This window comes from Streptomyces flaveolus, from assembly GCF_044765825.1.
Classification (GTDB): Bacteria; Actinomycetota; Actinomycetes; order Streptomycetales; family Streptomycetaceae; genus Streptomyces; species Streptomyces flaveolus.
This window is the reverse complement of sequence record NZ_JBIWKU010000013.1, coordinates 124,438-144,519: the sequence shown is the minus strand read 5'-3', so window position 1 is coordinate 144,519 and position 20,082 is coordinate 124,438. Positions and strand designations below refer to the sequence as shown.

The window sequence follows — 20,082 nt, the reverse complement described above, 5'->3', positions numbered from 1 at the left end:
GGACACGTTTCTACGCGCGTCACCCCCGGGTGCGCGAGAGATGTGGCCGGATCGGTACCCCTTTACCTGGCAAAGATCGTGTCAAGCCAGTCGAGGGCGTCGTCCTGCAGGGGGCGGGTGAAGGCGTGTCCGACGCCGGGCACGACCTCGGTGCGCAGCCGGTCGCCGGCGCCCAACGACTCCCAGACCGCGCGGAGTCGGGCGTGGGCCGCCCGTACGCCCTCGGGCGTGAACAGCGGATCGTGTTCGCCGCTCAGGAACAGCATCGGTTTCGGTGCCGCCAGGCTCGCCACGTCCGGGAGGTCGAGGTGCCGGGCGAGTCCGGGGTGCAGCATGTGGAACGCCGACTGTCCGCGCAGGGTGTTGTTGCCGGGGACCATCATCTCCTTCAGGCCGGTCATCCAGCACACGCTGACGGCGGCGGCGACGTCGTCGCTGAGCGCGGCCGCCTGCCAGGCGCGGTAGCCGCCCAGGGAGAAGCCGAGGGCCGCCACCCGCCGGGCGTCCACCCGGTCGAGGCCGGCCAGGAAGCCGGCCGCCCGGACGTCCTCACGGGCCATCAGCCCGGCGAGGGAGCTGCCGAGGTGGTAGAGGTTGCTGGCGAAGGCTTGCTGCCGCTCGTAGGTGAGCGGGTCGCGGTCGCCCCAGCCGAGGGCGTCCAGGCACAGCACCACGTAGCCGTGCCGGGCCAGTTCGTCGCCGGGGAACCGCCCGTCGAAGTGCCGTTCCGCCCAGTCCCGCGCGGCGGCCAGGCGGGTGTCGTCGTACCAGGGCCGGACCAGTTTCTCCTTGCCGATGTCGAAGCGGGAGCCGTGGTCGTGCAGGAGGAGGACGGCCGGGAAGGGCCCGGCGCCCTGCGGGGTGAGCAGGGCGCCGCGGACCCGGGCGTAGCGGGTGAGGGAGAGGGTGACCGTCTCGCGCGTGTATCCGTCGCCGTCGTGGCGGTCGGCGAACTCGGGGGCGTACGGCGTGCCCTCCTGCCGGTCGACGAGGAGGTGTGCCTCGACCGTGGCGCGGGCCGTCCGCCGCCACCGCGCGAAGTCGCGGACCGGCGAGGTGCCCCAGGCGAGCGGGAAGGTCAGCTCGTCCCTGAGCGCCCGGTGGAAGCCGGGCAGGTCACCGGTGGCCGGCATACGGACGCCAGTCGCCGAGGTACGCCTCCCTGGTGTGCGCCGCGGCCTCGGCGCGGGTCAGCTGCGGGCGGCTGTCCGGGACGGTGATCGCGGCGCCGGGGCCGGTGTTGCGGTACTCGCGGAACCGCTGCTCCTGCCACGGGTACGTGTCCCGCATGGTGGCGTAGGGCGCGAGGGCGTCGATGCCCGCGCCGAGGTGGGTCTCGCGCACCGTGAGCATCGGGCGGGCGGTGGTGTCGGAGCTGGGCACCCAGGGGCGGGCCAGCTTGTAGTAGCCGTCGGGCGCCTCGCTGGTGACGTGGCCCCGGGTCACCAGGTAGCCGCGCGGGTTGGCGCCCGCCGTGGAGGGCGCGAACACGAAGCCGTAGGGGGCGGCGGCGAGGTCGGTGCGGACCAGGGTGCGGAAGTGGCAGTTCTCGTACACGGCGGTCGCCCGGCCGAAGACGAAGTCGACGTCCCCCTCGACGTAGCAGTGGGCGTAGTACTGGCGGGCGAAGTGGTCGAGGGCGCGTGTGTCGGCGTAGAGGGTGTCCTGGTGGCCGAGGAAGCGGCAGTGGTGGAACGCCGTGCGGTCGCCCTGGGCCTTGAGGGCGACGGCCTGGGTGCCGGTCCAGTCGGGGTGGTCGGCGCGCAGCCAGTCGTTGGCGAAGGTGATCCGGTGGGCGGTGAAGCCGTCGGCCTGCACGGTGACGGTGGCCGAGCCGCTGGTGCCGTAGGTGCCGGAGCCGTCGGGCCTGGGGGTGCCGGCCGCGTTGTCGTGGACGACGACGGTGTCACGCGGGTCCTCGGAGGCGCCGATCCAGGTGGCGTCGGTGCGGGTGGCGTCGACGGTGACGGTCTCGCGGTAGGTGCCGGGCGCGAGGACGAGCGTCCAGCCGCTGCCGGCGGCGGCGGTCACGGCGGCCTGGACGGAGGTGAAGTCGCCGCGGCCCTGCGGGTCGACGTACAGGGTCTTCGGGGTGCGGCGGGCGGACGGCGAGCCGTGGCGGCCGAACGGGCGGGAACGGTGGCCGGCGAGGGCCGGGCCGGCGGCGAGACCGACGGCGGTGCCGGCGCCGGCGGTGGCGAGCAGGAAGCGTCTGCGGGACGGGGCGGGACGGGGCATGCGGGTACTCCTTCGGGAGGACGGGGCCGGGGTGGGCCGGGGCGGTGCGGGCGCCCCGGCCCGGTTCGGGGGCGCGTCAGCGCAGGCGGCCGGCGCCCGCGCCGTGGTCGACGACCGCGGGGACGGCCTTCGCCGGGAGGACCTTGGTGCGCAGGGTGGGCGTCCAGCCCGCGCCCGGCTGGAGGGTCTCGCCCGGGATCTCGGCGTTGTGCACGGCGATCAGGTCGACGGTGCGGCCGTTGACCTGGTTGTGCGCGGCGGTGACCGGCGCCTCGCTCCACTTCTTCAGGACCTTCGCGGCGCTGATCCCGGCCGGGAGCGTGAAGGCGTTGTGCTCGGCGACGAGCGCGGACTCCTTGCCGACGCCGAAGCTGTAGGCGTAGTCGTCCGAGGCCACGAAGTGGTTGTTGTAGACGTCGACCTGGCCGAAGCGGACGCGGGGCGCACGCTCGACGAGGTTCCGGAACAGGTTGTGGTGGAAGGTCACCTTGAGGTGGCCGCGGTCGCCGACGGCGGTGGACTCGCTGTCGCTGTTGCCGATCAGGATCGTCTTGTCGTGCTCGGCGAAGATGTTCCAGGAGGCGGTGACGTAGTCGGCGCCCTTGACGATGTCGAGCTGGCCGTCGTGCTGCTGGTAGAGCATGCCGAAGTAGGTCGGGGCCGCGCTGTCGGGGTGCTCGCCGTCGGTGAAGGTGTTGTGGTCCAGCCACACGTGCGTGGACCCGTGGACGACGGCGCTGTCGTACTCGGAGTTCCAGTTGCCCTTGTCGCCGTCCGTGGGATCCCACTGCGGGAAGCAGTCCACGGGGCTCTCGAAGGTGAGGTTGCGGACGATGACGTTGTCCACGCCCTTGATCTGCAGGCTGGCGCCCTTGAGTCCGGCGTTCCTGCCGACGCCGATGATGGTGGTGTCGGCCGGGACGTTCGCCTTGATCGACTGGTCCTGCCGGGCGGCGGAGGCGCGGCGCAGGCCCTCGGGGCTGTCGTCGGGCTCGTCGCTCAGGTCGGTGTCCAGACCCCAGTTCTCGGGCGAGTACTTCTCCAGATAGGCGTCGAAGTCGTAGCCGGGGGCGGCGAAGGCGTCGCAGCCCGCGGAGACGGCGTCGATGGTGCCCTTCACCTTGATGATCCTCGGCGCGTCGCCGCCGGCGGCGAGGGCGGCCTTGAACTCGGCCCAGGTGGTGACCGTGTACACGTGCGCGGCGTCGGCGGCGGCGCCTCCGGTGGTGCCGGTGCCCTGGGAGGCCCAGCCGTCCTTCGCCGGCAGCGTCTGCCGGGCGACGTCATGGGAGTGGTGGTGGCCGGGGCCGGCCTCGGCGGTGGCGGCGGTCAGGCTCAGCACGAGGGCGGTGCAGCCGGCCAGCGCGGCCACTCGCCCTGTGGCATGCGCATGCCATCTCTGTGTGCTCATGGTGCGGCTCTCCATTTCCGGTTCAGGGGTTGTTACGCGGTGCCCGACTGCGGCCAGGTGATCCAGGACGCCGGGACGTCCTCGTCCAGCCGGCGCACGTCCCGGTGCGCCAGCACCCGTGTGCGCAGCAGCTCCCGCGCGACCAGCCGGGCCACCTCGATCGCGCCCGGCGGGTTGAAGTGGGTGTTGTCCTGCTCGGTGGCGGTCCAGTTGAAGTACGTCTTGGTCTCCTCGACGCCGAGCCGCTGCCACAGCGCGAGCGACAGCGCCTGCACGTCGAGCAGCGCCACGCCCTCCTCGGCGGCCAGCGCCCGCATCGCCGCCGGATACTCGCCGTGACTGGGCACCGCGTCGCCGGCCGCGTCGAAACGGCGCCGCTCGACGGGCGTGGCCAGCACGGGCCGCGCCCCGCGGGCCCGGGCGCCGTCGACGTAGAGACGCAGATGGTCCTGGTACGTGGTCCAGGGCTCGGTGTGGCGGGTGGGGTCCTCGTCCTTCTCGTCGTTGTGCGCGAACTGTACGAGGAGCAGATCCCCGGGCCGGATCACACCGAGGATCGCGTCCAGCCGCCCCTCGTCCACGAAGCTCTTGGAACTCCGCCCGTTCACCGCGTGGTTGGCGACGGGAAGGTCCTTGTGGAGGAAGAACGGCAACGCCATGCCCCACCCGGTCTCGGGCGCCGCGTCGGCGTACTTCTGCGCGGCGGTGGAATCACCGGCGATGTAGAGCGTGCGGGACCGCCGCCCACCGGCCCGCGCGGCACCGGCACCGGCGAACGCCAGGGGCAAGGCGGCGACAGCGGCGGCAGTGATGTGTCTTCGGCTGAGAGACACGCTGGTGCACCTTTCGAAGAGGGGGAGGGTACTCACCTCAGGGGCGCGGGGCTGTATCGATGTGCGGCTCCGCCGCGTGGGCGCGACAAGCCAGGGACGGCCCGCAAGGCCCGCAACGCACAGGCCGCCCCACGGCGATGTCCGGCCAGGGCGCTCAGCCCACCTGCTCGTTCCACTCGGCCTGCGCCTCGTTCAACTGCTCCGCCATCGTGTCGAGGAACGACTTCGCACTCATCTTCCCGAGCAGCACCTTCTGGAAGTTCGGCTCGTTGTCCGCCTTGGAGATGGTGTTCCAGTCCGGCAGGTAGTACGGCAACTGGACGATGGTCGTGGACCCGTCGTTCAGCGCCTCCGCGGCCAGCTTCGTCGGCTCGGCCTTGGCGATCCACGCGTCCTTCGCGGCGTCCGTGTTTGACGGCACCTGCCCGGCCGCCTCGTTGAACTTCGAGTTCTGCTCCTTCGAGGTGGCGAACTCGATGAACTTCCAGGCGGCCTCCTTGTTCTTGGAGCTCTTGAAGAGCCCGAGCCCGTCGACCGGGTTGGACACCTGGACCCGCTTGCCGGAGGCGCCGACCGGCTGCGGGATGCCGCGGAACTTGTCGACGCCGAGCGCCTTCACGTGGTCCTGGTAGGAGCCCAGGTTGTGGTTGAGCATGCCGATCGTGCCGGAGTCCCACTGCGCGACCATCTTCGCGAAGTCGTTGTTGACGTCGGCGGCCGGCGTGACCTTCTTGTACAGGGCCGTGTACTTCTCCAGCGCCTCGACGTTCTTCGGGTCGTTGACGGTGGTCTTCTTCTTGTCCGCGTCCCAGAAGGAGGTGATGCCGGACTGCCCGTACATCGCGTCGAGCGCCTGGGCGATGGAGCCGGAGCCGCCGCGGATGGTGTAGCCGAACTCGTTCTTGCCCGCGGCGGTGAGCTTCTCGGCCGCCGTGTAGAAGGCGTCCCACGTCGTGGGCGCCTCCAGGCCCGCCTTGTCGAACAGGTCGGTGCGGTAGTAGAGGACGCCGTTGTTGGCCGAGGTCGGCACCGAGTACAGCCGGCCGTCGCCGCCGCCGGCGGCCCGCAGCGACTCGATCATGTCCTTGTTGACCCTGCCGTTCAGGGACGAGCCGGTGAGCCGGTTGTCCAGCGGCTCCAGCGCGTTCTGGGCGGAGAACCCGGCGAGCATCGCCGCGCCGACGCCGCCGACGTCGGGCAGGCCGCCGCCCTGGATGGCGGTGTCGACCTTGGACTGGTACTCGGTGGCGGCGATGCCGACGTACTCGACGTCGATGTCCGGGTTCGCCTTCTCGAAGTCGGCGATGATCTCCTTCCACACGGCCGTGCGGATGCCGCCGTTGTTGTCCCAGAAGACGATCTTCCCCTTGCCGCTGCCCTCGGCGCCCTTGTCGCCGCCCGCCCCGCTGCCGTCGTCACCGCAGGCGGTGGCGGTCAGCGCGAGCACGGCCCCCAGGGCGACGGCGGCGGACGTCCGGCGCCTGCCTGTGCTTCTGCTGCTGCGCATGCTGATCTTCATTGGTCGGCTCTCTTCTTCTGGATCCAACAGTGCGGTGCTGAACAACGTGGGGGGGTCGGTGGGTGGTGCCGCGGGTGGCTCAGTGGGTGCCGAGCTGCTGCTGCGGTCCCGAGAAGCGCTTCACCAGCGCGGGCACGGCCGCCGCCGGGTCGAGCCGGTAGGCGTAGAAGTCGCGCGGGTCGAAGGCGGTGCCCCACTCGTCGTGGCGGCCCGTCGTGTTGCGCAGGATCGATCCGCGCTGCACCAGCTCGGCGGTGGGGTCGGCCTGGTAGGGGTGCTGGACGTCCTGGTAGTAGCTGTTCTCGATGACCATCTTCGTGGCGCCGCGCGACCAGTTCCCGTACGTCCACACGGGGTCGCCCGGGTCGGCCTGGGCCGTCAGGTAGTTGTTGTACAGGTGGGCGTAGGCGGCGTTGTCGACCGAGGGGTTGCGCTGCTTGGTGTTCGCGAACCAGTTGTGGTCGATGGTGATCTGCGTCCGGACGTTCGTCGTCCAGCCGAGCCCGAACGTCTTGTTGTTGTTCTCGAACCGGTTGTACGACACGGTCACGTACTCGCTGTCCTTGCGGACGTCGAGCTGTCCGTCGCAGATGTTCGAGAAGCGGTTGTGGTCGACCCACACGTGGTGGGCGGTGTCCATCTGGATGCCGTCGAAGTCGGTGTCCTTGCAGTCCCAGTTCCCGGCGACCGCCGAGTCGCGGATCGTCAGATTGCGGATGATCACGTTGTGCGTGCCGGGGTTCAGGTGCAGCTCGCCGTGGACGATCTCGCCGGTGCCGCCGACGCCGATGATCGTCTTGTCCGAGCCGACGGCGATCTGCGCGCCGAAGGGCTCGACGGCGATCGTGCCCGCCACCCGGATGACGTACGGCTCCTTCGCCGCCGCGTACTTCGCCAGCGCGGCCTGGTCGGTGACGGTGACGACCCGGCCGCCCGCGCCGCCGGTGGTGCCGCCGGCGAGGGAGGCGAAGCCGTGGGGCCGGTCGGTCAGGTGCGGGTTGCCCGCCGCCCCTTCTTCCGGCGGAGCGGCGGCGTGCGTCTCCCCGGCCGCCCCGAGGGCGAGGGCGGTGACCAGGCCCAGGACGGCGGCGAGGGTTCTGCCGGTGCCCGGCAAGCGCTTGCTACGGAGGTGCGTCATTGCGGCTCCCAACAGGCGTACGGGTGGGGTGGGTTACTGGGGTCGGATCCGGAACCGGGTGAACTCGGCGGCCCCGGCGTGTCCCTGGCCGGCGGGCGCGAGCGCGAACAGGCCGAGCAGGGCGCCGACCCAGCGCCACGGGGTGGCGGCGAAGGCCTGGCCGGTGGGCCGGTGGCCGTCGCCGAGGTCGTAGGAGAAGCGGCAGCGTGCCCCGGGCGCCGTCTCGATCCGCAGCCGTACCCGTCCCCCGGGTGCGACGCGGGGGTGGTCGGCGTCCCGTTCGGCCTCGGCCACCGACTCGGCGAACCGGTGCACCAGGTGCACGGCCCCGTCCGCGCCCCGCTGGAGCCCGATCCAGCGGTAGGCGTCGCCCAGCACCGCCAGTCCGGCCCGGGCGCCCGGCTCCGCGCTGTCCAGGCGCAGCTCCACCTCGACGGCCGACGGCAGGCCGGGCAGTCGCTGCGTCAGGACGTGCGGCAGCTTGCGCAGGTCGTGCGCGTCGGCCGTGCGGACGCAGGCGAGTCTGAGCCCGTCCCCGGAGTGCTGGGTGGCCCAGCCCTCGCCGGGGTTGGCCGTCCACGACCACTGGCGTCCGTACCGTCCGCCGGGGAAGTCGTCGTCGGTCGCGGGCGCCGCGGGCGGCTGCGGCGGCAGGGCGGGACGCCGGTGGACGGTCACCGGGGCGCCGTCGTCGCCGAGGACCGGCCAGCCGTCCGCGCCCCAGGTCATCGGCTGGAGGTGGACCACCCTGCCGTACGCGCCGCGCTGCTGGAAGTGCAGGAACCAGTCCTCGCCGGCCGCGGTGCGCACCCAGCCGCCCTGGTGGGGGCCGTTGACGTCGGTGTCCTTCTGTTCGAGGACGACCTTCTCCTCGTACGGTCCGAAGAAGCCGCGGGAGCGGAAGGCGCCCTGCCAGCCGGTCTCCACTCCCCCGGCGGGCGCCAGGATCCAGAACCAGCCGTCGTGCCGGTAGAGCTTGGGGCCCTCCAGGGTGAACCAGCCCGGGACGCGGTCGGCGTCGACGATCACCTTGCCCTCGTCGAGGAGCCCGGTGCCGTCGGGGTGCATGCGGTGTCCGGTGAGGCGGTTCTTGATGCCGGAGCGGGAGCGGGCCCAGGCGTGCACGAGGTAGGCGTCGCCGGTCTCCTCGTCCCACAGGGGGCAGGCGTCGATCAGGCCCTTGCCGGGTTTCACCAGGTGCGGCTCGGTCCACGGGCCCCGGATCTCGGGGGCGTTGACCTGGAAGATGCCCTGGTCGGGGTCGCCCCAGAAGATCCAGAAGCGGTCGGCGTGGTGGCGCAGGGACGGGGCCCAGACGCCGCAGTCGTGCCGGGGCGCGGCGAAGGCGTCCGCCGGTTCCAGGCGCTCCAGCGCGTGGCCGACCAGGGTCCAGTTGACCAGGTCCCGGGAGTGCAGCAGCGGCAGGCCGGGGGCGCGGCCGAAGCTGGAGGCGGTCAGGTAGAAGTCGTCGCCGACGCGCACGACGTCCGGGTCGGACCAGTCGGCGTTCAGCACCGGGTTGGTGTACGTGTCCGCGGTCTCGGGGGTCACGGGCTCACCGCCTTGCGTACGAGGGTCGCGGCGCCGTCGGCGTCGAGGCGGCCGTCGGCGACGACGGTGACGACGCGGCGGACGAGGGTGTCGCCGGGGGCGAGCGCGAGCCGCTCGTCGTGGGCCAGGGAGGAGCCGACGCCCGGGTACTCCTCGGTGCGCACGAACCACGGGTCGCGCCGGGTCCGTTCGGTGGCCCCGGCGAACACCAGCGACCAGGTGTCGCCGGTGAGGGCGAGCCAGTCGGCGGGGCTGCCGTGGACCTGCCGCTCGCCCTCGCGGTCGGCGGTGAAGACGTGCGGGGCCGTGCTCTGCTTGCGGGCCCGCCAGAAGAAGCCGCCGTAGGCCGCGCCGGGGCGCCCGTTGGTGGCGGGGCTGCCGATGGTGAGGGGGTCCGGGGTGACGTTGGTGAGGGAGAAGGTGAAGTCCAGCGCCCAGGCGGTGTCCGTGAGTCCGGTGGCCGCGACGGTACGGCGCTCGCGCAGCAGCTCGGTGCCGGCGGCGACCCAGCGCAGCTCCTCGACGAAGCCGTCGGGGTCGCGGAGCTGGAAGGCGGCGTGCCGCTGGGCGCCGTGGTTGTCGAGCTCGGTAGGCCCCTGGTCGCGGACGTAGGTGCGCCCGCCCCAGAAGTTGTGGCCCTCGACGTCGGGAACGGCGACACCGACGCCGAGGTGGTGGAGGTGGTCGGCGGGGTTGAACTCGGTGACGACGGTGCCGGCCAGGGTGGTGACGGGGTGCAGGTAGGGGCGCGGGGAGAGCCGGACGGGCAGCTCGGGCCGGACGACGTACCGGCCGACGGGGCGGCCCGCCACGCGCAGCACCGGGGAGTCGGTGCCGGTCATCGGGTGCTCACCTCTTTCAGCGGGTGCTCCGTGCGCGGCGCCCACGGGGCACCGAGTTCGGAGTACAGGGAGAGGGTGTCGGCGGCGGCGGCCACGAGTCCGTCGACGCCGGGGACCACGCGGCGGTTCTCGCCGGGGAGGCGGTGCCAGGCGCCGTCGGGCAGCGGCTCCGGGTCGGGAGCCCGGCGGATCGCCTCCACGACCTTCATGAACGCGCCGGTCTCGTCCGGCGGGACCAGCAGGCCGGCGCCGGTGGTGAGGTGGCCGACCAGGTTCTCCAGCAGGTCGGTGCGGCCGTGGTCGTACTCCTCGGGTCCGTGGCCTGCACGCTGGAGCAGGACGCGGTCCTGCTTGTACCAGAAGGTGATCCGGCCGCGGCTGCCGTGCACCAGGACGTACGGCTCGTCGGCCCGCTCCGCGCACAGGGTCGCGGCGACGGTGACGCGATGGCCCCGCGCGGTGGTGATCCGCACGCACGAGGTGTCGTCGGCCTCGATGTCGTTGGCGTGGCTCAGCTCGGTCTCGATGCCGGCGACGTCCTCGGCGCGGGCGGTGCCGCCCACCGCGAGGGCGGTGGCGACGGCGTGCGCGAGGGGGTTGGTCAGCGCGCCGTCGATCACGTCGGCGCCGTTCAGCCGCCGCCGGCCCGCCCAGGGAGCCCGGCGGAAGTAGGCCTCGTCGCGCACCCAGGCCCCGGCCCCGCCGACGCCCACCACCTCCCCGACCGCGCCCTCGGCGATCAGCGCGCGGATCGCGGGCACGGCGTGCGAGCCCAGCGACTGGAACCCGACCTGGCAGGCGACGCCGGCCTCGGCGACCCCGTCGGCCATGCGCCGGAACTCGGCGTACGACGGTGCCGGGGGCTTCTCGAGCAGCAGGTGCACGCCCCGGCGGGCGGCGGTCAGCGCGAGGTCGGTGTGGGTGGGGATCGGCGTGCAGATCACGGCGATCCGGGCGCCGGTGGAGTCGAGCAGGGCGCCGAAGTCGGCGGACTGCTCGGGGAGTTCACCGCCGGCCTCCTGCTCGGTCAGCGGGGTGAGCTCGCAGATGCCGGCCAGGCGGACCAGGCCCGCCCGCTCCAGGCGGCGGATGTTGGCGACGTGCCAGCGGCCGTGGCCGCGGGCGCCGGCGAGGACGACGGGAACCCGGCTCATCCCTTCACCGCCCCCGCGCTGAAGCCGGTGATCAGCCACTTCTGGATGAAGGCGAAGACGATCACGACGGGGACGGCGGCGATGATGCCGCCGGCGGCGAGCGCGCCGAGGTCGACGCTGTCCGCGCTCATCAGGGTGTTGAGGCCGACCGGGATGGTCTGCTTGTCCTGGTTGTTGAGGAACATCAGGGCGAACAGGAAGTGGTTCCAGGAGTGCACGAAGGCGAAGGAGCCGACGGCGATCAGGCCCGGCCGCAGCAGCGGCAGCACGACGACCCGGAAGGCCCGGAACCGGCCGCAGCCGTCGACCCAGGCGGCCTCCTCCAGGGAGTAGGGGACGTTCTTGATGAAATTGCTGATGAGGATCATCGACAGCGGCAGCTGGAAGACCGTCTCGGCGATGATGACGCTGACCAGCGAGTTGATCATCTGGAGTTCGGCGAAGATCTCGAACAGCGGGACCAGCAGCAGCGCGCCGGGCACGAACTGGGAGCAGAGCAGGGCGAGCATGAAGCCCCGCTTGACCTTGAAGTCGAACCGGGCGAGGGCGTAGCCGCCGGCCAGGGCGACGAGCGTCGTCATCACCAGGGTGGCGAGGCCGACCAGCACGCTGTTCTGGAAGAAGGTGCCGAAGCTGCGGTCGGTCCACACCTTCTCGAAGTGCTCGAAGGTGACGGGCCAGGGCACCAGCGAGGTCGAGCCGGCCGGGCGCACCGCGAAGAGCAGGATCCAGTAGAACGGGATCAGGGTGAAGACCAGGTAGATCCCGAGCGGCAGGTAGATCTGCCAGCGGGGGACCTCGTCCCAGGCGGGGCGCTTCTTCGCGGGGCGGGGCGGTTCCTGGCCGGCCCGCACGGGCGCGGGGGCGGGCGCGGGGGCCTCCTTGGTGATCACTTGTTCTCGCCTCCGAACTTGCTCAGCCGCAGGTAGACGATCGAGCAGAAGAGCAGGATCACGAACGCGACCGTGGTGAGGGCCGACGCGTAGCCGAAGTCGTGGGCGTCGACGCTGGTGTTGGCGATGTAGAGGGGCAGGGTCGTGGTCTCGCCCGCGGGTCCGCCGCCGGTCAGCGTGTAGAGCAGGTCGACGTTGTTGAACTCCCACACCGCGCGCAGCAGGGTGGACAGGATGATGGCGTCCTTCAGGTGGGGCAGGGTGATGTGCCAGAACTGCTGGAACCGGCTGGCCCCGTCCACCTCGGCGGCCTCGTACAGGTCCTTCGAGACGGACTGGAGGTCGGCGAGGATGAGGATCGCGAAGAAGGGCACGCCGCGCCACAGGTCGGCGACGACCGCCGCGGAGAACACGGTCGAGGTGTCCGACAGCCAGCTGGTGCCGTACGAGCCGATGCCCATGTCGGCGAGGTAACGGGTGACGCCGGTCTGGGAGTTGTAGAGCAGCACCCAGATCGCGGAGGTCAGGACGCCGGAGACGGCCCACGGGGAGAAGACCAGGGCGCGCCCGATCCCCCGGCCCACGAAGGTCTGGTTGACGATGAGCGCCAGCGCCAGGCCGAACAGCAGCTGGAGGCCGACCTCGACGAAGACCCACTTGGCGCTGAAGACGAGGGTGTCCCAGAACTGCGGGTCGTCGGTGAAGATCTTGACGAAGTTGTCGAAGCCCGCGAAGCCGTTCCGCCACGGCTTGGTCGGGTTGTACTCCTGCAGGCTGTAGTAGAAGACGCTGATGACCGGGTAGGCGATGAAGCCCAGCATCAGCAGGGCGGCCGGACCGATCAGCAGGTACGGGAGCCTGCGCGGCGTGGCGGAGGCACGGCGGCGCCGCCGGGGTGGCGCGGGCGGTTTCGCCACGGCTGCGGCTTGGGCCATGACAGTTCTCCGTTCTGGTACGTCGTGCGTGGGTGGTGCGTGTGCGGTGCGCCTGCGGCGCGGCGGCGCGGGAAGCGCTTTCTCCGGGTGCATGGGTGTGCGGTGTCCCGCTGCCGCGGGGTCAGCCGGCGTACGGGTCCCGCACCGTGCCCGGGCGGGCCAGGAACTCGAAGTCGCAGCCGGTGTCGGCCTGGGTGATCTGTTCGTTGTAGAGCGCGCCGTAGCCGCGTTCGTAGCGGGCGGGCGGCGGCGTCCACGCGGCCCTGCGGCGCTCCAGCTCCTCGTCGTCCACATGGAGTTGCAGGGAGCGCGCCTCGACGTCGAGGGTGATCGAGTCGCCGGTGCGCACCAGCGCGAGCGGTCCGCCGACGTACGACTCGGGTGCCACGTGCAGCACGCACGCGCCGTAGCTCGTGCCGCTCATCCGGGCGTCGGAGATCCGCACCATGTCCCGCACACCCTGCTTGAGCAGGTGGTCGGGGATGGGCAGCATGCCGTACTCGGGCATGCCCGGCCCGCCCTTGGGGCCGGCGTTGCGGAGCACCAGCACGCTGTCGGCGGTGATGTTCAGCTCCGGGTCGTTGATGGTGCGCTGCATGGTCCTGTAGTCGTCGAAGACGACGGCGGGACCGGTGTGCTTGAGCAGGTGCGGTTCGGCGGCGATGTGCTTGATGACGGCGCCGTCCGGGCAGAGGTTGCCGCGCAGGACGGCGACCCCGCCCTCGGCCGCGACCGGGTTGTGCCGGGGCCGGATGACGTCGTCGTCGTGGACGAGGGCACCGTCGAGCTGCTCGCGCATCGTGTCGTGCGAGACGGTGGGACGGTCCAGGTGGAGCAGGTCGGGGATGCGGGAGAGGAAGCCGGGCAGGCCCCCGGCGAAGTGGAAGTCCTCCATCAGGTACGTCTGTCCGCCGGGACGGACGTTGGCCAGCACGGGGACGGTGCGGGCGATGCGGTCGAAGTCGTCCAGGGTGAGGGTGACACCCGCGCGGCCCGCCATGGCGATCAGGTGGATCACCGCGTTGGTGGAGCCGCCGAGGCCGAGCACGGTGGTGACGGCGTCCTCGAAGGCGTCCGCGGTGAGGATGTCGCTCAGCTTGCGGTCCTTGTGGACCAGCTCGACGATGCGCAGCCCGGCCGCGGCGGCCATCCGGTCGTGGCCGGAGTCGACGGCCGGGATGCTGGAGGCGCCCGGGACCGTGACGCCGAGGGCCTCGGCGGCGGCGGTCAGCGTGGAGGCGGTGCCCATCGTCATGCAGTGGCCGGGCGAGCGGGCCAGGCCGCTCTCCAGCTCCTGCATCTCGCAGTCACCGATGAGGCCGGCCCGCTTGTCGTCCCAGTACTTCCACATGTCGGTGCCGGAACCGAGGGTCTCGCCGCGCCAGTGCCCGGGGAGCATGGGCCCGGCGGGCACGAACACCGCGGGCAGGTCGGCGCTGGCGGCGCCCATGAGCAGGGCGGGCGTGGACTTGTCGCAGCCGCCCATCAGCACGGCGCCGTCGACCGGGTAGGAGCGCAGCAGCTCCTCGGTCTCCATCGCGAGCAGGTTGCGGTAGAGCATCGGGGTCGGCTTCTGGAAGGTCTCGCTGAGCGTGGAGACCGGGAACTCCAGCGGGAAGCCGCCCGCCTGCCACACGCCCCGCTTCACGGCCTGGGCGCGGTCGCGGAGGTGGACGTGGCAGGGGTTGATGTCGGACCAGGTGTTGAGGATCGCGATGACCGGCTTGCCGAGGTGCTCCTCGGGCAGGTAGCCGAGCTGGCGGGTGCGGGCGCGGTGGCTGAAGGAGCGCAGGCCGTCGGTGCCGTACCACTGGTGGCTGCGGAGCTGTTCGGGGGACTTCCCGGGCGTCATATCGCCCACCCCGCGGCGATCGCGGCCACCTCGGCGCGCTCGCTGTCGGGCAACGGCTTGCTGGGCGGGCGGACCTCGCGGCGGCACAGCCCGAGGGAGGCGAGGGCCTCCTTGACGACGGTGACGTTGTTGGCGGAGCCGTTGGCGGCGCGCAGTTCCTCGAAGCGGCGGATCTGCTCCCAGACCTTCATGGCGGCCGGGTAGTCACCGGATCGAAGCGCTTCGATCATGTTCAGCGAGACGGCCGGGGCGACGTTCACCAGGCCGGAGGTGAATCCGGTGGCGCCCGCGGAGAAGTAGGAGGGTGCGTACGGCTCGGCGAGCCCCGCCACCCACACGAAGCGTTCGAGGCCGGCGTCGCGGGCGAAGGCGGCGAACCGGGCCGCGTCCGGGACGGCGTACTTCACGCCGAGGACGTTGGGGCAGTGGTCGGCGAGTTCGGCGAGGCGGGCCCCGGGGAGCTGGGGGTTGCGCAGGTAGGGCACGACGCCCAGTTCGGGTACGGCCTCGGCGATCGCGCGGTGGTAGTCGACCCAGCCGCCCTGGGAGACGTAGGGGTGGACGGGCTGGTGGACCATCACCATCTGGGCGCCCAGCTCGCGGGCGTGCTGGGCGGAGGCCACCGCGGTCGGCACGTCGTGGCCGACGCCGACCAGGATGGCCGCCCGGCCGCCGGCCTCCTCGACCGTCAGCTCGGTGACGAGGCGGCGCTCGGCCGGGGAGAGGGCGTAGAACTCGCCGGTGTTGCCGTTGGGGGTGAGGGTCGTGATGCCGGCGTCGAGGAGACGACGCAGCAGGGCCCGGTAGCCGGCCGGGTCGACGGAGCCGTCCTCGGCGAACGGGGTCACCGGGATCGCCACCACGTCGGCCAGGGCCGCCCGCTGGGTCTCGAACGTCGTTGTCATGCCTGACCGACCTCTTCCTGGGCCTCGGTTCCCGCGTGCGGGAAGGCCCGCTCGACGAACGACGCGATATGGGCGTGGAGGGCGCTCGCCGCGCCGTCCGCGTCGCCCGCGAGAGCGAGGCGCAGGATTTCCTGGTGCTCGCCGGCCTCCCGTTCCCAGGAGGGATCGGCGGCCCAGGCGACGGCCGAGACGAGGGCCGCCTGGTCGCGCACCTCGTCGAGCATCCGGCCGAGCAGCGGGTTGCCGCACGGTACGTACAGGGCGCGGTGGAACTCGCGGTTGGCGAGCGACCGTTCGGCCGTGTCCGTGGCCTGGTCGGCCCGGGACAGCGCGTCACGGGCGGCGTCCAGGGAGGCGCCGCGGCGCACCGCGCGCTTGAGCGCCTCCGGCTCCAGGAGCAGCCGCACGTCGTAGACCTCGCGCGCCATGTCCGCGTCCACCATCCGCACGGTGACGCCCTTGTACTGGCTCATCACGACCAGTCCGGTGCCGGCCAGGGTCTTGAGCGCCTCGCGCACCGGTGTCTTGGACACCCCGAACTGCGCGGCGAGGTCGGTCTCGACCAGGGCCTGACCGGGCGTCAGGCGTCCGGTGAGGATGCGGCGTTTGATCTCCTCCAGCACGTACTGCGTGCGGGAGGGGATCGGCGTGGGCACAGAGGTCATGCGCGCCTCTCGGATCTCACATATCGCGTCTCATATATGACGTACGGAGTACGACGCGTTGAAGGTAGGAGGGGCGCAGGGCCGCGTCAATGCTTCTGACAAAGAAAGTTCGGGTGGCGCTCAGACGGCGGTGCTGTGGCCCTCGCGCGCGGTGTCGGTCCGGCCGCCGAACGCCGCGGCTGCCCGTGCGGTCGCCGTCACGGGGGTGAGCGTGGGCCCGACGTGCGTGACGAGCAGGCGCCGGGCGCCGGCCTCGCGGGCGGTGTCGCCCGCGTCCTCGGGCGTCAGGTGCACCTGTTCGCCTTCGCGATGCGTGTCGATGTCCGCCTCGCACAGGAAGAGGTCGGCGTCGCGGGCGAGGCCGGTGAGCGCGGCGCACGGTCCGCTGTCCCCCGAGTAGGCGAGGACCCGGCCGGCGCACTCGGCCCGCAGCCCGTACGCCTCACCGTCGTGCCGGACGGCGCGGGCGGTGAGGCGCAGGCCGCCGTGGCGGGCGGTGTGGCCGTCGTGCAGCGGCCCGAAGTCGAGGAACGCGTCGAGGAACGCGGTGTCCGGGCGCCCGAAGAACCCGGCCAGGCGCTCGGCGCAGCCCTGCGGGGCGTACACGGGGACGGGTGCGGGCGGGGTCATGCCCCCGTGGGCGAAGGCGTACAGCGCGGACAGCAGGTCGGCGGTGTGGTCCGCGTGGAGGTGGGAGATCCAGATCGCGCTCAGCCGCGCCGGATCGGTGTGCCGCTGCAACTCGGCGAACGTCCCGGTCCCGGCGTCCACCCACACCTCGGCACCGCCGCCGCGCAGCAGATACCCGGAGCAGGGCCGCCCGGGTGCCGGGTGCGGGGAGGCGGTGCCGAGGACGGTGAGGGAGAACGCCATACGGCGAGCGTAGGCGCCGACGGGGCCCAGCCGTGTGGGCCGGGCTGGCGTGGGGCCGCGCTCCCGCGGGGCGGGCCCGCGGGAGCGCGGCGGGACGCCGGGGCGACGACCGGCCGGGCTCGGCCCCTTCGGGCCCTCGAGGGCGGCGGGCGTCGGCCCCCGGCGGTACGGCGTGTGCCTCCGTCAGGGCCCCGACGGCGGGCGGCGGGGCCATGGCGGGGCCGACGCAGCCGCACGGCGGTGACCGGAGCGTCGGCCCCCGCGGTGCGGGCTCCGGGACGGCGGCCCGGTACTGCCCCGCGTCGCCCCGCGCCACAGGCCTGGGTGCGCCCACCCGATGGTGCGAGGCCCGCCCTCTACGGCCTGACGCTCCGCTCCCCTATCGCGCGGGGCGCGACGGGCGGGTCCAGTTCGGGTCGCGGCCGCTGAGGCCCACCGTGCGGTCCAGCAGTGGGGCGTCGGCCGGGACGGGGACGGGGGGACCGAAAAGGCCGCCTCCGTCGGACTCCTCCGCGGCGGCGGTGAGGAAGCCGTGCGAGACCTGGAGCGCGGCCGGGTCGGGCGCGTACTCCTGGCCGGTGGCGCGGGCCAGGTCCCAGGCGTGGATCACCAGCTCGTCGACCGCCACGGCAGCGGCGACCGCGCCGGGCAGATCGACGCCGCCGGCCCGGGTCATGCCGGTCCAGGCCTCCGGGGCCCGCCAGGCGTCGGCGAGCTCGTCGAGCACCTTGGGCAGCTCCTCGCGCCAGCCGGGACCGATGTCCGGCACGCTCGCGCCGGGGCTGGTGTCGGTGGTGGCGCCCAGGTCCTTGCGCGCGGCGTCGCGGAAGGCGGCGGCCAGGCCGGTCAGATGGCCGAGCATGTTGCGGACGGCCAGGTCGGGGCACGGCGTCGGGTCGCCGAGGCACGCGTCGCTCACGCCCTCCGCGAGGCGCGCCACGATCCGCGTCTGCGGTCCGAGGTCGAGTGTGGGGGTGTCCTGGGTCATCAGCTGCTCCTCGGTGACGCGTGGCCGGCTCTCTCGGAAGGTAGACCGGCCACGGCCGCGGAACTCATCGGTCACCGTCCACCCCGGTACGGCGCGCCCTGCCCCGCCGCACCCCGCCTCTGGACGCACCCGGCCCCTCACCTCCCCGCGAGCGCCGAGCGCACCGCCTCCAGGTCCCCGTCCGACGCCAGACCGGCGTGGTACAGCCGCAGTTCCGTCGCGCCCAGCTCACGCGCGCGTGCCGCGTCCTCGGCGAGGGTGTCCGGGCTGCCGCCCATGCCGGAGACCACGGTGAGGTTGGCGGCCAGGACGGCCCCGGTACGGCCCACCTCGGCGAACGGGGTCAGCAGGCCCGCGCCGCCCGTGCACGGCACGGTCACGCCGTCCGCGACGGACAGGATGTGCGCGGGGTCGACGCCGGCGTTGGCGCCGCAGTGGTACGACACCGGGTCGGCGTGCAGCATCACCTGGAAGCCGTCGGGTGCGGCGGCCCGGACGGCCGCGACCGCCGCCTCCTGGAGGGTGCGCGCGGTGTCGTCCCGCCAGGCGCGCGTGGCGTTCGCCGGTGTCTCGCCGAGCAGCTTCTCCACGCCCGCCCAGCCCCCGTCCGAGGGCGCGGCCCCCCGCCACACCGGCTCCAGCGCGGCCCGTACGGCGGCGGCCAGTCCGTCGGGGTCCAGTCCCCGCGTGCCGTATCCCGCCCGGCAGTCCGGGCAGAAGCAGAGCGACATCAGGTACTGCCCGGCGTCGCCGAGGCCGACCCCGCCGGTCTTGTCGTGGGCGTGCAGGTGCGCCAGCCCGTACCAGCCGAGGGACTCCAGTTCGGTGCCGCGTGCGCCGGGCCGCACCGCCGCCTCGGCGGCCAGATCGGTGAGGTACGCGCGCGTGGCGGGCTGCGCGATGCAGGGCGCCCAGGGGTAGCGGTCGCCGTAGGCGTTGACGACGGAGGTGTGCGGCTGTTCGGCGCCGAGGCGGGAGTTGTGGGCGAGGACGACCCAGGTGTGCACCTCGAGTCCCGCGTCCGCGAGCGCGGCGGCGGCCTCGCCCCAGGCGTCGCCGGGCGCCCAGTCGCCGGCCTCGTACGGGCGGGGCTCGCGGCCCTCCCAGCGGGCGGCGTCCGGCGGGTAGAGGACGGCGGCGTACTCGGCGGTGACGACGCGGTGGCGCGGGTGGCGGGGGGTGAGGGCGCGGGTGGAGTGGTAGGCGGCGGCGAGCGTCACCTGCTCCACGCCGAGGCCCGCGACGAACCCGGCCGCCCCGGGGTCGCCGTTGACGTCCCACGGGTAGACGAACGCCGACGTCCTCACTTGCCGTCCCCCTCGTCGCCGTCCGCGCCCTCGCCGTCGAGCAGCGCGTGTCCCCGCTCGATCAGCTGGGCGAGCTGCTTCACATGGTCCTCGCTCGGCTCGTGCAGCGGCGCCCGCACCTCCCCCACGTCCAGCCCGCGCAGCCGTACGCCCGCCTTGACCAGGGCTACGGCGTATCCGCGGCCCTGGGCGCGCAGTTCGACGAACGGCCGGTAGAAGCCGTCCAGCAGGCGGTGCGCGGTGGCGTCGTCGCCCGCGTGGAGCGCCCGGTGGAAGGCGAGGGCGATCTCGGGGGCGAAGCAGAACACGGCGGACGAGTAGAGGGTGATGCCGAGGGCGCGGTAGGCGAGCTGGGTCTGCTCGGCGGTCGGCAGCCCGTTGAAGTAGAGGAAGTCGCCGCCGGGGACCTCGGTGCGTACGGCGCTGACGATGCGCTGCATCAGGTCGAGGTCGCCGAGCCCGTCCTTGAGACCGATGACACCGTCCGTGCGGGCCAGTTCGGCGACGCTCTCCGGGGTGAACACGGCGTTGTCCCGCTGGTAGACGATCACGGGGAGGGAGGTCGCGGCCGCCACCTCCCGGTAGTGCCGCAGCAGCCCCTCCTGCCCGGCGACGACCAGGTACGGCGGCATGGCGAGCAGTCCGTCGGCCCCCGCCTCCTCGGCGAGCCGGGCGTAGCGCACGGCGAGCGCGGTGCCGTAGCCCGCGCCGGCGACGACGGGCACCCGCCCGGCCGTCTCCTCCACGGCCGCCCGCACGCAGACCTGGAACTCCTCGGGCGTGAGCGCGTGGAACTCCCCGGTGCCGCAGCAGGCGAACACGGCGGCGGCCCCGGCCTCGATGCCGCGGCGCACGTGCGCGCGGTAGACGTCGAGGTCGACCTCGCCGCCGGGGCCGTACGCCGTGACGGGGAAGAACAGCGGCCCGCTGGGGACAGTGAGCCGGGCGGCGAGAGGGGCTGAGGTCACGGGCGGTCCC

General features: G+C 73.0%; 17 protein-coding genes and 1 pseudogene. All 18 read right to left on the bottom strand.

Annotated elements, in window-relative coordinates; translation table 11 throughout:
- Window positions 1-62: 62 nt before the first annotated feature.
- The gene (locus tag ACIRG6_RS31975) at window positions 63-1,133 is read right to left on the bottom strand and encodes a dienelactone hydrolase family protein (protein ID WP_364686371.1); all 1,071 of its coding nucleotides are present in this window, start codon (window positions 1,131-1,133) and stop codon (window positions 63-65) included.
- Window positions 1,117-2,238, bottom strand: a complete 1,122-nt coding sequence (locus ACIRG6_RS31970; RefSeq protein ID WP_403325169.1) for a pectinesterase family protein — start codon at window positions 2,236-2,238, stop codon at window positions 1,117-1,119. Before ACIRG6_RS31970 ends, ACIRG6_RS31975 begins: the two co-directional genes overlap by 17 nt.
- Before the next feature lie 76 nt (window positions 2,239-2,314).
- Entirely contained in the window at window positions 2,315-3,649 is a 1,335-nt protein-coding gene (locus ACIRG6_RS31965) for a pectate lyase family protein (RefSeq protein ID WP_364686365.1), read from the bottom strand.
- A gap of 32 nt (window positions 3,650-3,681) precedes the next feature.
- The gene (locus ACIRG6_RS31960; protein ID WP_364686362.1) at window positions 3,682-4,482 is read right to left on the bottom strand and encodes a rhamnogalacturonan acetylesterase; all 801 of its coding nucleotides are present in this window, start codon (window positions 4,480-4,482) and stop codon (window positions 3,682-3,684) included.
- A gap of 154 nt (window positions 4,483-4,636) precedes the next feature.
- Window positions 4,637-6,001 carry an ABC transporter substrate-binding protein gene (locus ACIRG6_RS31955; RefSeq protein WP_318218044.1) on the bottom strand — a complete coding sequence of 455 codons (1,365 nt, stop codon included), beginning with the start codon at window positions 5,999-6,001 and terminating at the stop codon, window positions 4,637-4,639.
- Window positions 6,002-6,086: 85 nt separating this feature from the next.
- A pseudogene (locus tag ACIRG6_RS31950) lies at window positions 6,087-7,139 on the bottom strand (pectate lyase family protein); the annotation flags it as partial.
- 33 nt (window positions 7,140-7,172) lie between these two features.
- A complete protein-coding gene (locus ACIRG6_RS31945) occupies window positions 7,173-8,690 on the bottom strand; it encodes a glycoside hydrolase family 43 protein (protein ID WP_364817892.1) in 1,518 nt (505 codons plus the stop codon).
- A complete protein-coding gene (locus ACIRG6_RS31940) occupies window positions 8,687-9,532 on the bottom strand; it encodes a DUF6807 domain-containing protein (protein WP_318218047.1) in 846 nt (281 codons plus the stop codon). Before ACIRG6_RS31940 ends, ACIRG6_RS31945 begins: the two co-directional genes overlap by 4 nt.
- A complete protein-coding gene (locus ACIRG6_RS31935; protein ID WP_403325166.1) occupies window positions 9,529-10,686 on the bottom strand; it encodes a Gfo/Idh/MocA family protein in 1,158 nt (385 codons plus the stop codon). Before ACIRG6_RS31935 ends, ACIRG6_RS31940 begins: the two co-directional genes overlap by 4 nt.
- The gene (locus ACIRG6_RS31930) at window positions 10,683-11,579 is read right to left on the bottom strand and encodes a carbohydrate ABC transporter permease (protein ID WP_364686349.1); all 897 of its coding nucleotides are present in this window, start codon (window positions 11,577-11,579) and stop codon (window positions 10,683-10,685) included. The genes ACIRG6_RS31935 and ACIRG6_RS31930 overlap by 4 nt, the downstream gene beginning before the upstream one ends.
- Window positions 11,576-12,514 carry a carbohydrate ABC transporter permease gene (locus ACIRG6_RS31925; RefSeq protein WP_364686346.1) on the bottom strand — a complete coding sequence of 313 codons (939 nt, stop codon included), beginning with the start codon at window positions 12,512-12,514 and terminating at the stop codon, window positions 11,576-11,578. Before ACIRG6_RS31925 ends, ACIRG6_RS31930 begins: the two co-directional genes overlap by 4 nt.
- 121 nt (window positions 12,515-12,635) lie before the next feature.
- Complete coding sequence (gene araD / locus ACIRG6_RS31920; RefSeq protein ID WP_364686343.1) at window positions 12,636-14,366, bottom strand: L-arabinonate dehydratase; 1,731 nt, start codon at window positions 14,364-14,366, stop codon at window positions 12,636-12,638.
- A complete protein-coding gene (locus tag ACIRG6_RS31915) occupies window positions 14,363-15,271 on the bottom strand; it encodes a dihydrodipicolinate synthase family protein (protein ID WP_364686340.1) in 909 nt (302 codons plus the stop codon). The genes araD and ACIRG6_RS31915 overlap by 4 nt, the downstream gene beginning before the upstream one ends.
- A complete protein-coding gene (locus ACIRG6_RS31910; protein WP_189228435.1) occupies window positions 15,268-15,936 on the bottom strand; it encodes a GntR family transcriptional regulator in 669 nt (222 codons plus the stop codon). Before ACIRG6_RS31910 ends, ACIRG6_RS31915 begins: the two co-directional genes overlap by 4 nt.
- Before the next feature lie 120 nt (window positions 15,937-16,056).
- Window positions 16,057-16,809, bottom strand: coding sequence for an MBL fold metallo-hydrolase (locus ACIRG6_RS31905; protein WP_364686337.1), 753 nt, complete (start codon window positions 16,807-16,809; stop codon window positions 16,057-16,059).
- Between the two features lie 379 nt (window positions 16,810-17,188).
- Window positions 17,189-17,797, bottom strand: a complete 609-nt coding sequence (locus ACIRG6_RS31900; RefSeq protein ID WP_364683156.1) for a TIGR03086 family metal-binding protein — start codon at window positions 17,795-17,797, stop codon at window positions 17,189-17,191.
- Between the two features lie 137 nt (window positions 17,798-17,934).
- Window positions 17,935-19,104: a hypothetical protein gene (locus ACIRG6_RS31895; protein WP_364683158.1), complete on the bottom strand. Its 1,170-nt coding sequence runs from the start codon at window positions 19,102-19,104 to the stop codon at window positions 17,935-17,937.
- Window positions 19,101-20,072, bottom strand: a complete 972-nt coding sequence (locus ACIRG6_RS31890) for a 5-dehydro-4-deoxyglucarate dehydratase (protein ID WP_364683160.1) — start codon at window positions 20,070-20,072, stop codon at window positions 19,101-19,103. Before ACIRG6_RS31890 ends, ACIRG6_RS31895 begins: the two co-directional genes overlap by 4 nt.
- Window positions 20,073-20,082: the final 10 nt, after the last annotated feature.

What these genes read in the sequence shown, in the direction of transcription:
- ACIRG6_RS31905 (WP_364686337.1), bottom strand. Translation starts at nt 16,809, where the DNA reads ATGGCGTTCTCCCTCACCGTCCTCGGCACCGCCTCCCCGCACCCGGCA.
- ACIRG6_RS31925 (WP_364686346.1), bottom strand. Translation starts at nt 12,514, where the DNA reads ATGGCCCAAGCCGCAGCCGTGGCGAAACCGCCCGCGCCACCCCGGCGG.
- ACIRG6_RS31915 (WP_364686340.1), bottom strand. Translation starts at nt 15,271, where the DNA reads ATGACAACGACGTTCGAGACCCAGCGGGCGGCCCTGGCCGACGTGGTG.
- ACIRG6_RS31965 (WP_364686365.1), bottom strand. Translation starts at nt 3,649, where the DNA reads ATGAGCACACAGAGATGGCATGCGCATGCCACAGGGCGAGTGGCCGCG.
- araD (WP_364686343.1), bottom strand. Translation starts at nt 14,366, where the DNA reads ATGACGCCCGGGAAGTCCCCCGAACAGCTCCGCAGCCACCAGTGGTAC.
- ACIRG6_RS31900 (WP_364683156.1), bottom strand. Translation starts at nt 17,797, where the DNA reads ATGACCCAGGACACCCCCACACTCGACCTCGGACCGCAGACGCGGATC.
- ACIRG6_RS31935 (WP_403325166.1), bottom strand. Translation starts at nt 10,686, where the DNA reads ATGAGCCGGGTTCCCGTCGTCCTCGCCGGCGCCCGCGGCCACGGCCGC.
- ACIRG6_RS31970 (WP_403325169.1), bottom strand. Translation starts at nt 2,238, where the DNA reads ATGCCCCGTCCCGCCCCGTCCCGCAGACGCTTCCTGCTCGCCACCGCC.
- ACIRG6_RS31955 (WP_318218044.1), bottom strand. Translation starts at nt 6,001, where the DNA reads ATGAAGATCAGCATGCGCAGCAGCAGAAGCACAGGCAGGCGCCGGACG.
- ACIRG6_RS31975 (WP_364686371.1), bottom strand. Translation starts at nt 1,133, where the DNA reads ATGCCGGCCACCGGTGACCTGCCCGGCTTCCACCGGGCGCTCAGGGAC.
- ACIRG6_RS31940 (WP_318218047.1), bottom strand. Translation starts at nt 9,532, where the DNA reads ATGACCGGCACCGACTCCCCGGTGCTGCGCGTGGCGGGCCGCCCCGTC.
- ACIRG6_RS31910 (WP_189228435.1), bottom strand. Translation starts at nt 15,936, where the DNA reads ATGACCTCTGTGCCCACGCCGATCCCCTCCCGCACGCAGTACGTGCTG.